Genomic DNA, 12,267 nt, shown 5'->3' with positions numbered 1-12,267 from the left:
GGCTCCTGAGAAAAGGCGATGCCGCTCATCCGCGCTGACGCGGCATGGCGGCGAGAAGACGACGGGCACCGGCCTCGGGCGAGGCCAGCAGGGCCGCCTGACCACCAGCCGCATAAGCGGCGACGGCCTTGAGCAGGGTCGCGAGCTCACCGGGCGCGGATGCATCGAAGCGGCACCACGCCCCGCCCGTGAGGCCTGCCATTTCGCGGAAGACCCGCTCCACGGAAGCATCCCACCCCTCCTGAAACACGAACAGGCGCAGTCCCATCACGCCGAGCCGCCCGGCCGCTTCCAGCAATCCGGCCGCCGGCTCCTCGAGCGCGTCGCCCACGAAAACGGCGGCGCGCAGGCCCGAGCGTCCGGCTTCGGTTTCCAGATGCCGCAGCACGCGGCCGATCTGCGTGCGTCCGCCGGCACAGGAGATGCGACCCATGAGCGTGGCGAGCCGCGCCTCGTCGCTCACGTATCCGGAGGCCCGGCACTCGCTGGCGCCGCGATAATAGACGAGTTGCACCTCCAGCCCGCCGAGCGCGGCCGCAACCGAGAACATCTCCGCCTGGAGGCCGCAGGCGAGATCCCAGGTGGGCTGGCGGGAGGCGGTGGCGTCGAGCGCGAAGGCGAGCCTTCCCTGCCCGGCCTGCGGACGCGGCGGCGCGATCTCCCCGGCCTTGCGCAGGAACGCCTCGATCTCTCCAGGCGCCGACGGTGCGCCGGCCGGAAGGGCAGGATCGTCAGGCATTGCGGGGACGCGGCGGCACGATGGTCATGGCCGCAAAATAGGCGGTGCCCCCGCGATCACCAAGGCCCAGACGATGCGGCCCTGTGGCTTTCCTCCAGAGCTCGGGGCCGTTAGGGTCGCGCGCCCCGCCTCAGCGCGGGGCAAGACAAGATTGTGGGGAGACAGAGGATGGCCGAGGCGGGCAAGGCGCCGAAGATCGTCGGTACGGTGGCGGAGCTGCGCAGCGCAGTGGCGGACTATCGCCGCGCGGGCGAGACGCTCGGCTTCGTGCCCACCATGGGCGCCCTGCACGAGGGCCATATTGCGCTGGTGAAACAGGCGCAGACCCTGGCTGACCGGGTGGTGGTGTCCATCTTTGTCAATCCGACCCAGTTCGCCCCCAATGAGGATTTCTCCCGCTATCCGCGCACCTTTGATGCGGATGTGGACAAGCTCGCCCAGGCCGGCTGCGACCTCGTCTATGCGCCGGGGCGCGAAGACATGTATCCGGCGGGCTTTTCCACGGGCATCAGCATCGCCGGCCCCGCGCAGGGGCTGGAGAGCGACTTCCGCCCGCACTTCTTCTCGGGCGTCGCCATCGTGGTGGCGAAGCTGCTGCTCCAGACAGCCGCTGACGTCGCCGTGTTCGGTGAGAAGGATTATCAGCAGCTGCGCGTCGTGACGCAGATGGCGCGGGATCTCGACCTGCCGGTGCGTATCGTGCCGGGTCCGACCGTGCGCGAAAGCGACGGCCTCGCCCTCTCCTCCCGCAACCGCTATCTGACGCCCGAGGAACGGACCGTCGCGCCGGTCATCCACCGCGCGCTCACCACGGCTGCCATCGCCATCAAAGCAGGCGCGGTGCCGGATGCTGCCGCAGCCGAGGCCGAGGCGACCATCGCCCGAGCCGGGCTCAAGGTGGATTACGTCGCCGCCCGCAACGCCGAGACGCTGGCGCCGCTCGCGTCCCCGGACGAGCCCGTGCGACTGCTGGCAGCGGCGTGGCTCGGCACCACCCGCCTCATAGACAATATCGGCGTCTGAGCGTCGGACTCGCTCAGACTGCGCCGAGATAAGAAACGGCGAACCCGATCACCACAAGGGCGATGCCGCAGGCGAGCACCGTGAGCACGCGGCCCGAGCCGATGCCCTGCTTGGCCTGTGCCTGCGGCTTCACCGGCTCGCCGGCAATGCCCGTGCCTTCGCCCGCGTAGAATTCGCGCTCCTCGCGCCGTTCCGTCGGCTCCTGCATGGCAGCCTCCTCCTTGGGTTCTGCCATGCAAACGCGCGGGCGCGCGGTTTGATCCCGGCGCCCGGCGCGGGATGCCGTCTCAGTGCAGGATCTGCGAGAGGAAGAGCCGGGTGCGCTCGTGCTGCGGGTTCGAGAAGAAGGCGTCCGGCTCGTTCATCTCGATGATCTGGCCCGCGTCCATGAAGATCACCCGGTCGGCCACCTGACGCGCGAAGCCCATTTCGTGGGTCACGCACAGCATGGTCATGCCGTCCTCGGCGAGGCTCACCATGGTCTCCAGCACTTCCTTCACCATCTCGGGGTCGAGAGCGGAGGTGGGCTCGTCGAACAGCATGATGCGCGGCTTCATGCACAGCGCTCGGGCGATCGCCACGCGCTGCTGCTGGCCGCCCGAGAGCTGGCCCGGATACTTGTTCGCCTGCTCCGGGATCTTGACCTTCGCCAGGAAGTGCATGGCGAGGTCCTCCGCCTCCTTGCGCGGCATCTTGCGCACCCAGGTCGGGGCGAGGATGCAGTTCTCAAGAATGGTGAGGTGCGGGAACAGGTTGAAGTGCTGGAACACCATGCCCACCTCGCGGCGCACCTCGTCGATGCGCTTGAGGTCGTTGGTGAGCTCGATGCCGTCGACGATGATCTGACCGCGCTGGTGCTCCTCCAGGCGGTTGATGCAGCGGATCATCGTGGACTTGCCGGAGCCCGAGGGCCCGCAGATCACGATGCGCTCGCCGCGCTTCACGGTGAGGTTGATGTCCCGCAGCACGTGGAACTGGCCATACCACTTGCTGACATTGACGAGTTCGATGGCGATGGCGGGTGCCTTGGCCTCGGTGGCGGCGATGATGGGATCAGCGCTCATGGGGTCTGGCCTCAATGACGATGGTTGCGGTCGAGGCGCTTCTCCAGCGCCAGCGAGTAACGGGACATGCCGAAGCAGAAGATGAAGTAGAACAGGCCGGCAAAGCCGAAGCCCGTGTAGAGGGTCGTGGGCGTCGCCCAGGACGGATCGGTGAAGGCCGCGCGCAGCACGCCGAGCAGGTCGAAGATCGAGACGATCAGCACCAGCGTCGTGTCCTTGAACAGCGCGATGAAGGTGTTGACGATGCCGGGGATGACCAGCTTCAGCGCCTGCGGCAGCACCACGAGGCGCATCATCAGCGTGCCCGGCAGGCCGAGCGCCATGGCGCCCTCATACTGGCCCTTGGGGATCGCCTGAAGGCCGCCGCGCACCACCTCCGCCATATAGGCGGACGCAAAGAGCGCGACGCCCACCAGCGCGCGCAGCAGCCCGTCGATGGTGAAGCGGCCGGGCAGGAACAGCGGCAGCATGTAGGTGGCGAAGAACAGCACCGTCACCAGCGGCACGCCGCGCCAGAACTCGATGAAGAGCGTGGACGCGATGTGCATCAGCGGCATCTTCGAGCGCCGGCCCAAGGCAAGCAGGATGCCGAGCGGCAGGGAAGCGATGATGCCGGTGACCGCGATCACCAGGGTCACCATCATGCCGCCCCACTGGCGGGTCTCCACCCATTCGAGGCCGAAGTTGATGTTGACCGCCGCCAGCACCACGCCGAGCACCGCGAAGACCACGAGCGTGGCCCGGAAGGCGGAGCGGCGCGAGCCCGCAAGCAGCGGCGCGACCGCACCGACGATGGCCGAAACCAGCAGCGCCGAGACCACATAGTCGGGCCAGAAACCGCTGGGCAGGCCGACGGCCTTGCCGATGGCGGTGAACACGCCGCCGAGGCCGATCCAGCTCAGGATGAAGCTGTTCAGCGACAGGTGGCCGCCGGTGAGCAACACGAAGGCCACCACCGGGAAGACGCCGAAGAACAGCAGCGCGTTCAGCCGCTTGTAGGGCACCTTCTGCAGCAGCAGCGGCACCAGCAGGATGACCGCCAGCGCATAGACGACGTTCACCCGCCAGCGCTCGGCTTCCGGATAGAAGCCATAGACGATCTGGTTCCACTTGGCGGCGATGAAGGGCCAGCAGGCCCCCACCGGCCGGCCCACCACATCGGGCAGGCAGGCGTTGCGGTTGTCGCCCGTATAGACCGCGTCGATGAGGAAGAAGCGGATGAGCGGGGGCACCGCCAGCCACACCACCCACAGGCCGAAGAGCGTGAGCAGGATCTGGAGCGGCGAGCCGAGCAGGTGCGCGCGCACCCAGGCGACCGGGCCGCGGGCGGAAACCGGCGGCGGCTCGGGGGCCTTCATGGCCGGGGCGACGAAGCCGGAAACCGGCGCGGAAGCGGGAGCATTGGCATCCATGACCGTGGCTCCTCAGCGTTCAATCAGCGCAACGCGCCGGTTGTACCAGTCCATGATCAGCGTCGTGACCACCGAGATCGTCAGATAGACGGCCATGGTGATGGCAATGATTTCGATGGCCTGGCCGGTCTGGTTCAGCGTGGTGCCGGCGAACACGGAGAAGAGGTCCGGGTAGCCCACCGCGACGCCCAGCGTCGAGTTCTTGGTCAGGTTCAGATACTGGCTGGTCAGCTGGGGGATGATGACGCGCATGGCCTGCGGAATGACCACGAGGCGCATGGTCAGCCCGCCCTTGAGGCCCAGCGAGTGGGCCGCTTCTGTCTGCCCCTTCGACACCGCGAGGATGCCGCTGCGCACCGTCTCGGCGATGAAGCCGGCGGTGTAGATGGACAGGGCCAGGAGCAGCGAGACGAGTTCGGGAATGACGCGAACGCCGCCGGCGAAGTTGAAGCCGCGCAGCTCGGGCTTCTCGAACGTCACCGGAAAGCCCAGCGCCGCGCCGGTGAGGAACGGCAGGCCGATGAGAAGCGCAAGCGAGGTCCAGAAGACCGGGAACTGCTGCCCCGTCGCCTCGCGACGGCGCTTGGCCCAGCGGCCGAGCACGAACACCAGCACGAGCGCGACCACGAAGGCCCAGAACACGAACTGCGCCCCCTCGCCGAAGATGGCGCGCGGGATGACGAGGCCGCGGTTGTTGAGGAACACGCCGGGCGCGCTCACGCCGCCGGCGAGCGCCTTGAGGCTGGTCCCCACGGAGGCAAGGCCCACCGCGTTCAGGCCGTCACCGAGCACGTTCAGCAGCGGCTGGAGGCCGAAGCCGATGCTCTGGCGCGGCCCCGGCAGGGCAGCGAGCACGGCGATGTACCAGAACATGATCTGGAACAGCGGGGGCAGGTTGCGGGTGATCTCCACATAAGCGGTGGAGAGCCCCTTGATGACGACGTTGTTGGACAGACGCGCCACGCCCATCAGGAAGCCGATGATCGTGGAGAGGATGATTCCGAGGACAGCCACCAGCAGCGTGTTGAGCAGGCCCACCAGGAAGGCGCGGCCGTAGCTGTCGCTTTCCCCATAGGGGATCAGCGTCTGCGTGATGCCGAAGCCGGCGGAATTGTCGAGGAAGCCGAATCCGGAAGCGATGCCCTGGCGGGCAAGGTTGGCTTGCGCATTGGCGATGATCGACCAGGCCATCCAGATCAGGAACAGGCCGAGCAGCACCTGCAGAACCAGGGATCGGACCTTGGGATCGGTCCACGACCAGCGACGGGTGGGCTCCCCCCCACGCAGGCTAGCGTCTGTCATGTTACCCCTCGAATAAGTGGATCGGACCGCGCCTTCGGCACGTGACCGTCTTTGGATTGCAAACCCTCTCCCGCGGAGGCAGGCCTCCCGGGGGCGGGCTCGTGGGTCCTGGGCTCTGATGGCCCTTTGGACCTCCCGTGCGGGTGCACGGATCCGGTGATGTCAAAGAAGAAGCTGCGCGGATCGCGCCCGGCCGGCCGGAATGGCCGGTGCCGGCGGGCTGTCCGGCTGGAAGTGCCGCCGCGATGGACGAGGCCCTCCCTCCCCGTCACGCCGGCTCTGGCATAAGGGCGGTGCCCGGCCTGTCGCCGGGCACAGCGTGCGCGTCAGCGGATGGGCATGCCGTACTGGAGGCCGCCCTTGTTCCAGAGCTTGTTCTCGCCGCGGTCGATGCCGAGCGGCGAGCCGGTGCCGACGTTGCGGTCGAAGATCTCGCCGTAATTGCCCACGGCCTTGATGATGCGGACCACCCAGTCGTTGGTGAGGCCGATGCCCTCGCCGAACTTGCCGTCGGTGCCGAGGAGGCGCTTGATCTCCGGATTGGTGGAGGTCATCGACTGGTCGAGGGTCTTCTGCGAGACGCCGAGCTCCTCGGAGTTCAGCAGCGCGTAATAGGTCCACTTCACCAGATCGAACCACTGGTCGTCGCCGTGGCGCACGAGCGGGCCGAGCGGCTCCTTGGAGATCAGCTCCGGCAGAACCACATGGTCCGCCGCATTCGTGAGCTTGAGCTTGATGGCATAGATCTGCGACTGGTCGGAGGTGAAGCTGTCGCAGCGGCCGGATTCATAAGCCTTCACGGTCTCGTCTTCGGTCGAGAAGGTGATGACTTCATACTTCATGTTGTTGGCACGGAAGAAGTCGCCGAGGTTGAGCTCGGTGGTGGTGCCGGCCTGCACGCAGATGGACGCGCCGTTGAGTTCCTTCGCCGACTTGATGTTCAGCGACTTGCGGACGATGAAGCCCTGGCCGTCATAATACATCACGCCGGCAAAGTTGAAGCCGAGCGTGGTATCGCGGGACATGGTCCAGGTGGTGTTGCGCGACAGCAGGTCGATGGCGCCGGACTGGAGCGCGGTGAAGCGGTCCTTCGCCGAGAGGGGCGTGAAGCGGACCTTGTTGGGATCATTGAAGATGGCGGCCGCGACGGCGCGGCAGAAATCAACGTCCAGGCCCTTCCAATTGCCCTTGTCGTCGGGGCTGGAGAAGCCCGGAAGGCCCTGGCTGACGCCGCAGTTGAGCGCGCCGCGGGCCTTCACGTCATCGAGGGTGCCGGCTTTAGCTGCGCCCGCGGTCAGGGCAAGAACACCTGCCACGGCGATGAGGATGCGTTTCACGGATGGTCCCTTCTCTGATGGCCCCCCTGATGGGGATTATGTTGGCCAACTCGGTCCCCGCCCCGCCAGGACGGAATAGACGCCCGTTTCCCCGGCGTCTATTCACCCCATCTCAAACACTCGCACCGTCTTGGTCAATAGGTGGCGCGACATTGCGCACGGTGCCGTTATAGGCAAATGGGAGAATTTTTCATGAGTCATGCCGGCGATGACGACGCCCTCGCGCCCGAGACCCGTGTGGTCCATCTGGGGCTCGACCCCTTCCGCTTTGACGGCTTCGTCAATCCGCCCGTGGTGCGTGGCTCCACCGTGCTCTCGCCGACCTACAAGGATCTCGTCGGCCATACCGGCCGCTACAGCTACGGCCGGCGCGGCAACCCGACCTCCGAGGCGCTTCAGAATGCCGTGACGGCCCTCGAAGGCGGCGACGGCACCGTGCTCACGCCGTCGGGCCTGTCTGCCATCTCCGTCGCCCTGCTCTCGGTGGTGGGTGCCGGCGACCATCTGCTGATGGTGGACACGGCCTACAATCCCACCCGCCAGTTCTGTACCCGCGTGCTGAAGCGCATGGGGGTGGAGACCACCCATTACGATCCGCTCGTGGGCGCCGGCATCGCCGACCTCATCCGCCCGAACACCCGCGCCATCTTCCTGGAATCCCCCGGCTCCCAGAGCTTCGAGATGCAGGACATCCCGGCCATCGTGGCGGTGGCGAAGGCCCGCGGCATCACCACCCTCATCGACAACACCTGGGCGACGCCGCTCTTCTTCAAGCCGCACGCCTTCGGCATCGACCTCTCGATCCAGGCCGGCACCAAATATCTGGGCGGCCATGCGGACCTCAACCTCGGCACCGTCTCGGCCAAGGGCGATGCGTGGAAGGGCCTCATCGCCACCCATGGCGACATGGGCATCTGCATCAGTCCGGACGATGCGGCGCTCGGCCTGCGCGGCCTGCGCACGCTCGCCGTCCGCCTCGCCCGGCATCAGGCATCGGGCCTTGAGGTGGCGCGCTGGCTGGAAGCTTCGCCTTATGTCTCGCGGGTCCTGCATCCGGCGCTGGAGAGCCACCCTGGCCATGCGGTCTGGAAGCGGGATTTCACCGGCGCCTGCGGCCTGTTCAGCCTGATCCTGAAGCCGGTGCCCGAGGCGGCGGTGGCCACTTTTTTCGACAGCCTGAAGCTGTTCGGCATGGGCTATTCCTGGGGCGGCTTCGAATGCCTCGCCATCCCCTTCGACTGCTCCAGCTACCGCACCGCCACCAGGTGGCAGGCGGAAGGCCCGGCCGTGCGGCTCCACATCGGCCTCGAAGAGCCGGCGGACATCATCGCTGATCTCGAGCAGGCGCTGGAGAAGATGGCCGCCGCCGCGTGATGCCTTGCGCCGCCGTCCGGTCCGGCCGGGCGGCGGCCGCGCTCCGTATCAGGTGGTCGCGCGGTTGGCGCGCCGCTCGCGGATCGCGAACTGCAGGTTGCGGATGTAGATGAAGGTGGAGAGCGCCTGGCCGGCGATGAAGACCGGGTCGCGCCGGTAGATGGCGTAGATCAGCAGCAGCGTCCCGCCACCGAGGGAGAAGGTCCAGAAGGCGAAGGGGAGCACCGAGCGGCCGGCCCGCTCGCTGGCGATCCACTGCACCACGAAGCGGCCGGTGAACATCACCTGCGCCACGAAACCGAGGACCACCCAACCGTCGAATTGGGTCACGAACACGTCGTGCAGATAGTCGCCGACCGACTGCACCAGCTGGACCAGCAGCATCTCGCTCTCACTCCACGACCTGCGGCACCCGCCGCCGTCGGATCAGCCACCAGACACCCAGAAGATCGGCGATGCCGACCCAGAGACGGTTCCAGAAGCCGTAGTTGGACACACCGTGCCACCGGGCCCGATCCACCACCGGCAGCGTGCGGATCTCATATCCCTCGCGCTTCACCAGCGCGGGCGTGAAACGGTGGAGCCCGTCGAACATGGGCAGCGCGACATAGATGTGACGGCGCACCACCTTCAGGCCGCATCCCGTATCGCGGGTGTCGTCGTTCAGCAAGGCGCGGCGCACGCGGTTGGCGGTGCGGGACTGGAAGCGCTTGAAGGCCGTATCCTTGCGTCCCTGCCGCTCGCCCTGGACCATGCCGACGCGCGGTCCGCCCTCGTCCAGCACCCGGACCATCTGGGGCAGATAGGTCGGATTGTTCTGGCCGTCGCCGTCCAGCATGATGAGGATGTCGCCCCGCGCGCGGCGCGCGCCGGTATCCATGCCCGCCGACTTTCCACAGGAATTGGCGTGGGTGATGACCCGCATGTAGGGGCGCGTGCGCGCGGCCGCTGCCAGCTCCTGCGGCGTGGTGTCGGTGGAGCCGTCGTTTACGAAGATCAACTCGAACGGCTCCTTGAACGCCGCGTCGATCTCCTCGATCAGCGGCGTGACATTGCCCGCCTCGTTCTTGACGGCGATGACGACGGACAGGCGCGGCGTGCCGGCATCGCCGGCGAGGGTGGAGGTCACGGATCAGGCCTCTTTCGAACCGTTGGTACGGTGGGCGGGAGAAAACAAGGCGAGCAGGCGCCGCATGGACGGGCCGGGCTTCGGGCGGATGGTGCCGTCGGCCGCCACGGCGAAGACGAGGCGGCGGGCCGCGAACACCTTGGCCATGAAGAAGACGAAGGCAGTGGAGAGCGCCGCGCTGGCGAGCACGTCGCTGGGATAGTGCGAGCCCAGCACCACGCGGGAGGTTGCAACCAGAACCGCGAGCCCGATCAGCCACCAGCGGGCCTTCGGGAACAGCAGGGCCAGCGCCACCGCGAAGGAGAAGACCACCGCGGAATGGCCGGAGGGGAAGCTGGCGTAGCTGGCCTTCAGACGGAAGAACTCGAAGGTGAGGTGCGGGTGCGGGCCCGGCAGCGTCATGGCGAGGCTCGGCCGCGCCCGGCCAAGGGCATATTTCACCACCAGCACGAAAAGCGAGACGCCGGTGACGCTCAGGATGAGGAAGCCGAGCCGGGCCACCACCGCCGCCGCAACCCGCCGGTAGAGCGGATCGAACCGGCGCAGGGTGGCGAGCAGGAACAAGAAGGCGACGCCGAGCGGAATGAGCACCACCGAGCCGAGGCCGAGGTCCGTGACGCGCTCGAACACGCGCACGAGTTCCAGAGGCAGGCGGGCGCGCAGGCCGAGCACCAGTGGGTCGACGAGAACCAATGTCCCCGCGACGACGCCGCAGGCCAGCAGGAACAGGCAGAGCAGTTCCACCGTCTGGTCCATGGGCACGCGGGGCAGCGGCGTGCGCACCTTGCGGGTGCGCAGCATCTGCCATGCGGCGCCGACGCCGTGGAGCGTCGCGCGCACCTCCTCCTGCCAGAGCGAAGGCTGCGGGGGCGTCGCGGCCGTCTCGCTCACGGGGTGCGCTCCGGTGCCCGGAAGACGGAAATCTCCTGCATCCGCCCGCCGTTATAGGCAAAGCCGTCGACCCGCTCGAGCAGCTTCGGTTCGACGCCAATGGCCTTCGACCGTGCCTCGAAGAAGGGCAGCATGGGCTTGCCGATGAAGGCGAGCGCGCAGCCGCCTTCCTTCATCAGGTCGGCCGCGCCATCCGGTCCGGTGAAGCGGATATTGGTGCCGGCGAGGAAGGCGAGGCTCGGCTCCTGATAGGGCACGGTAGCGATACGGTCCGCCGGACACCCGCTGTCGCGGGCGATGGCGGCGAGGCGCTCGGAGATCCACACGCCGCGCAGTTGCGGCATCAGCCCCTGGAAGACGCCGATGTAGAGTGCCAGCGCACCGGCGACCGCGATGAGGAAGGCCGGCTGCGGACCCGCCTCCGGCAGAACGCGGGCGGCGAAGACCAGCAGAACGAGGGCCAGCGCCATGAAGGGCCAGGCGAGCAGAGCCAGCCCCTGCCCGAGCATGACAAAGCCGAACACCAGCGCGCCCACCAGCAGGGTGCCCATGACCGGCCACAGCCATACGAGCGGCGCGAGGCGCCGCCCGGCCGAGAGGTTGCCGCGCTCGAAGGCAAGGGCCGTCAGGATGGCGAGGGCCGGATAGAGCGGCAGCACATAGTGCGGCAGCTTGGTGGCTGTGATCTCGAACACGATCCAGGTCGGCACGATCCAGGCCAGCAGGAAGCGCACCGCCCGCTCGCGGCGCATCCGCCACGCAAAGGGCAGCGCCATCACCGCCAGCACGATGGACGGCCAGAAGGTGCCCCAGATGGCCAGAAGATAGGTGCCGGGCGGGGCCCAGTGGCCTTCCTGCCCTTCAGTCACCTTGCCGAGCATGTCGACGCCCACGGCGAGCTTATAGAACTGGCCGTTGGTGACGTAATAGATGGCCACGAACCACGGCAGCACCAGCAGCAGGCACCACAGGATGCCGGGCAGCGGCCGCAAACGGGTGAAGATCCGGCCCGAGCGCTCCATGATGGCGAGCACGACGATGGGCAGGCCCACGAAGAGCGGCGCCATCGGCCCCTTGATGAGGATGCCGCCGGCAAGGCCGGTCCAGAAGATCGCGGACAGGCCGAACGACAGGCGCTTCACGTCGGGGGCCGCCATCCATGAGCGAGCCAATACGCCCATGGAGGCGAGCACGGTGAAGAGGAGCACCGCATCGGTCTTGGCAAGGCGCGCCTCGATGCCGAGCAGCACGCAGCTCGCCATCATGAGCCCGGCGAGCAGCGCGCCGCGCCGGCCGACGAAAGCGAGCGCCGTCCAGTAGGTGAGCAGCACCGCGCCGATGGCGCCGAGCAGCGAGGGGATGCGGTAGAAGGCGATGGTGGTGCGGGCCGAGGGGCCGACGAGGGCCTCGCCGACGGAGACGCTGGCCACCTGCAGCCAGTGGATGCCGACCGGCTTCTTGTAGCGGACATCCTCCTTGAAGCGGATGTCCACGTAATTGCCGCTCTCCAGCATCTGCTTGCTGGCCTGGGCAAAGCGGGCCTCGTCCCGGTCGATGGGCGAGATGGAACCAAGGCCGGGCAGGAAGGCCACGAGGGTCACGATGAGAAGCAGCGCGCAGGCGCGCACATGGCTGCCGGCGGCGGCATCAAAGCCGCGGGACAGCCGATGCGCCAATTCCAATGCCAAAGGCCGGCGCGTCGTGGACGCCGGTGCGGTGATAGCCATGCGTGATGCGGACCCAGGTCGAATTCGGCGCGGACAATAGCAGAAACGCCGGGCCGGCAAAGGCCGTGCAAAGGTGGCGCAAAGATGGCCCCCGCAAGGCCGGATGGCCGCAGGTGATGTGGGGGCGGCGCAGGGCCTGCCCCACCGGTATGGGAGGAAGGGCGCGAGCAGGCCGAGCCGGACGCCGGCGCCGGGAGCGGCAGACCGCCAAGCGGACCTTGCCGCCCCTAGAGCACGCGCCGATCAGATCGCATTGCCATCTGATCGGA

The 12,267-nt window shown here is 67.7% G+C and carries 12 protein-coding genes; 2 read left to right on the top strand and 10 right to left on the bottom strand.

Translation table 11 applies throughout. From position 1 onward, the window contains the following. Window positions 1–25: 25 nt before the first annotated feature. Window positions 26–739, bottom strand: coding sequence for a hypothetical protein (locus AZC_RS08245; protein WP_012170118.1), 714 nt, complete (start codon window positions 737–739; stop codon window positions 26–28). Between the two features lie 168 nt (window positions 740–907). Here AZC_RS08245 and panC point away from each other — a divergent pair, with 168 nt between their 5' ends. Then, on the top strand, window positions 908–1,762 hold the full coding sequence (gene panC, locus AZC_RS08240; RefSeq protein WP_043879085.1) for a pantoate--beta-alanine ligase: 855 nt from the start codon (window positions 908–910) through the stop codon (window positions 1,760–1,762). A 13-nt stretch (window positions 1,763–1,775) separates the two neighbouring features. Here the strand turns inward: panC and AZC_RS08235 are convergent, their stop codons facing one another. The 5 genes from AZC_RS08235 to AZC_RS08215 form a co-directional block, all read right to left on the bottom strand. Next, window positions 1,776–1,970, bottom strand: coding sequence for a hypothetical protein (locus tag AZC_RS08235; RefSeq protein ID WP_043879084.1), 195 nt, complete (start codon window positions 1,968–1,970; stop codon window positions 1,776–1,778). 79 nt (window positions 1,971–2,049) lie between these two features. Further along, on the bottom strand, window positions 2,050–2,826 hold the full coding sequence (locus tag AZC_RS08230; protein ID WP_043879083.1) for an amino acid ABC transporter ATP-binding protein: 777 nt from the start codon (window positions 2,824–2,826) through the stop codon (window positions 2,050–2,052). An 11-nt stretch (window positions 2,827–2,837) separates the two neighbouring features. Beyond that, complete coding sequence (locus tag AZC_RS08225) at window positions 2,838–4,238, bottom strand: amino acid ABC transporter permease (RefSeq protein ID WP_012170115.1); 1,401 nt, start codon at window positions 4,236–4,238, stop codon at window positions 2,838–2,840. Between the two features lie 12 nt (window positions 4,239–4,250). Further along, window positions 4,251–5,540: an amino acid ABC transporter permease gene (locus AZC_RS08220; RefSeq protein WP_012170114.1), complete on the bottom strand. Its 1,290-nt coding sequence runs from the start codon at window positions 5,538–5,540 to the stop codon at window positions 4,251–4,253. Window positions 5,541–5,866: 326 nt separating this feature from the next. Continuing rightward, on the bottom strand, window positions 5,867–6,877 hold the full coding sequence (locus AZC_RS08215) for an amino acid ABC transporter substrate-binding protein (RefSeq protein WP_012170113.1): 1,011 nt from the start codon (window positions 6,875–6,877) through the stop codon (window positions 5,867–5,869). A 192-nt stretch (window positions 6,878–7,069) separates the two neighbouring features. On the opposite strand from AZC_RS08215, the gene metC reads away from it, so the two are divergent. Next, window positions 7,070–8,251: a cystathionine beta-lyase gene (gene metC, locus AZC_RS08210; RefSeq protein WP_043879082.1), complete on the top strand. Its 1,182-nt coding sequence runs from the start codon at window positions 7,070–7,072 to the stop codon at window positions 8,249–8,251. A 48-nt stretch (window positions 8,252–8,299) separates the two neighbouring features. Here the strand turns inward: metC and AZC_RS08205 are convergent, their stop codons facing one another. From AZC_RS08205 to AZC_RS08190, 4 genes are read right to left on the bottom strand one after another with little or no spacing between them, the layout of a single operon-like run. Further along, the gene (locus AZC_RS08205) at window positions 8,300–8,635 is read right to left on the bottom strand and encodes a lipid-A-disaccharide synthase N-terminal domain-containing protein (RefSeq protein WP_012170111.1); all 336 of its coding nucleotides are present in this window, start codon (window positions 8,633–8,635) and stop codon (window positions 8,300–8,302) included. 7 nt (window positions 8,636–8,642) lie between these two features. Next, window positions 8,643–9,380, bottom strand: coding sequence for a glycosyltransferase (locus AZC_RS08200; RefSeq protein WP_012170110.1), 738 nt, complete (start codon window positions 9,378–9,380; stop codon window positions 8,643–8,645). Window positions 9,381–9,383: 3 nt separating this feature from the next. After that, window positions 9,384–10,271: a phosphatase PAP2 family protein gene (locus AZC_RS08195; RefSeq protein ID WP_012170109.1), complete on the bottom strand. Its 888-nt coding sequence runs from the start codon at window positions 10,269–10,271 to the stop codon at window positions 9,384–9,386. Then, window positions 10,268–11,998: an ArnT family glycosyltransferase gene (locus tag AZC_RS08190; protein ID WP_043879081.1), complete on the bottom strand. Its 1,731-nt coding sequence runs from the start codon at window positions 11,996–11,998 to the stop codon at window positions 10,268–10,270. The genes AZC_RS08195 and AZC_RS08190 overlap by 4 nt, the downstream gene beginning before the upstream one ends. Window positions 11,999–12,267: the final 269 nt, after the last annotated feature.

The sequence above is a fragment of the Azorhizobium caulinodans ORS 571 genome, from assembly GCF_000010525.1.
Lineage (GTDB): Bacteria > Pseudomonadota > Alphaproteobacteria > Rhizobiales > Xanthobacteraceae > Azorhizobium > Azorhizobium caulinodans.
Note: the sequence above shows the minus strand (reverse complement) of the source record. Positions and strands in the feature narration are given on the sequence as shown.

Excerpts from the sequence above, each read along its gene's own strand:
- AZC_RS08245 (WP_012170118.1), bottom strand. The coding sequence starts at position 739 with ATGCCTGACGATCCTGCCCTTCCGGCCGGCGCACCGTCGGCGCCTGGA.
- AZC_RS08205 (WP_012170111.1), bottom strand. The coding sequence starts at position 8,635 with ATGCTGCTGGTCCAGCTGGTGCAGTCGGTCGGCGACTATCTGCACGAC.
- metC (WP_043879082.1), top strand. The coding sequence starts at position 7,070 with ATGAGTCATGCCGGCGATGACGACGCCCTCGCGCCCGAGACCCGTGTG.
- AZC_RS08190 (WP_043879081.1), bottom strand. The coding sequence starts at position 11,998 with ATGGCTATCACCGCACCGGCGTCCACGACGCGCCGGCCTTTGGCATTG.
- AZC_RS08235 (WP_043879084.1), bottom strand. The coding sequence starts at position 1,970 with ATGCAGGAGCCGACGGAACGGCGCGAGGAGCGCGAATTCTACGCGGGC.
- AZC_RS08225 (WP_012170115.1), bottom strand. The coding sequence starts at position 4,238 with ATGGATGCCAATGCTCCCGCTTCCGCGCCGGTTTCCGGCTTCGTCGCC.
- AZC_RS08230 (WP_043879083.1), bottom strand. The coding sequence starts at position 2,826 with ATGAGCGCTGATCCCATCATCGCCGCCACCGAGGCCAAGGCACCCGCC.
- AZC_RS08220 (WP_012170114.1), bottom strand. The coding sequence starts at position 5,540 with ATGACAGACGCTAGCCTGCGTGGGGGGGAGCCCACCCGTCGCTGGTCG.
- panC (WP_043879085.1), top strand. The coding sequence starts at position 908 with ATGGCCGAGGCGGGCAAGGCGCCGAAGATCGTCGGTACGGTGGCGGAG.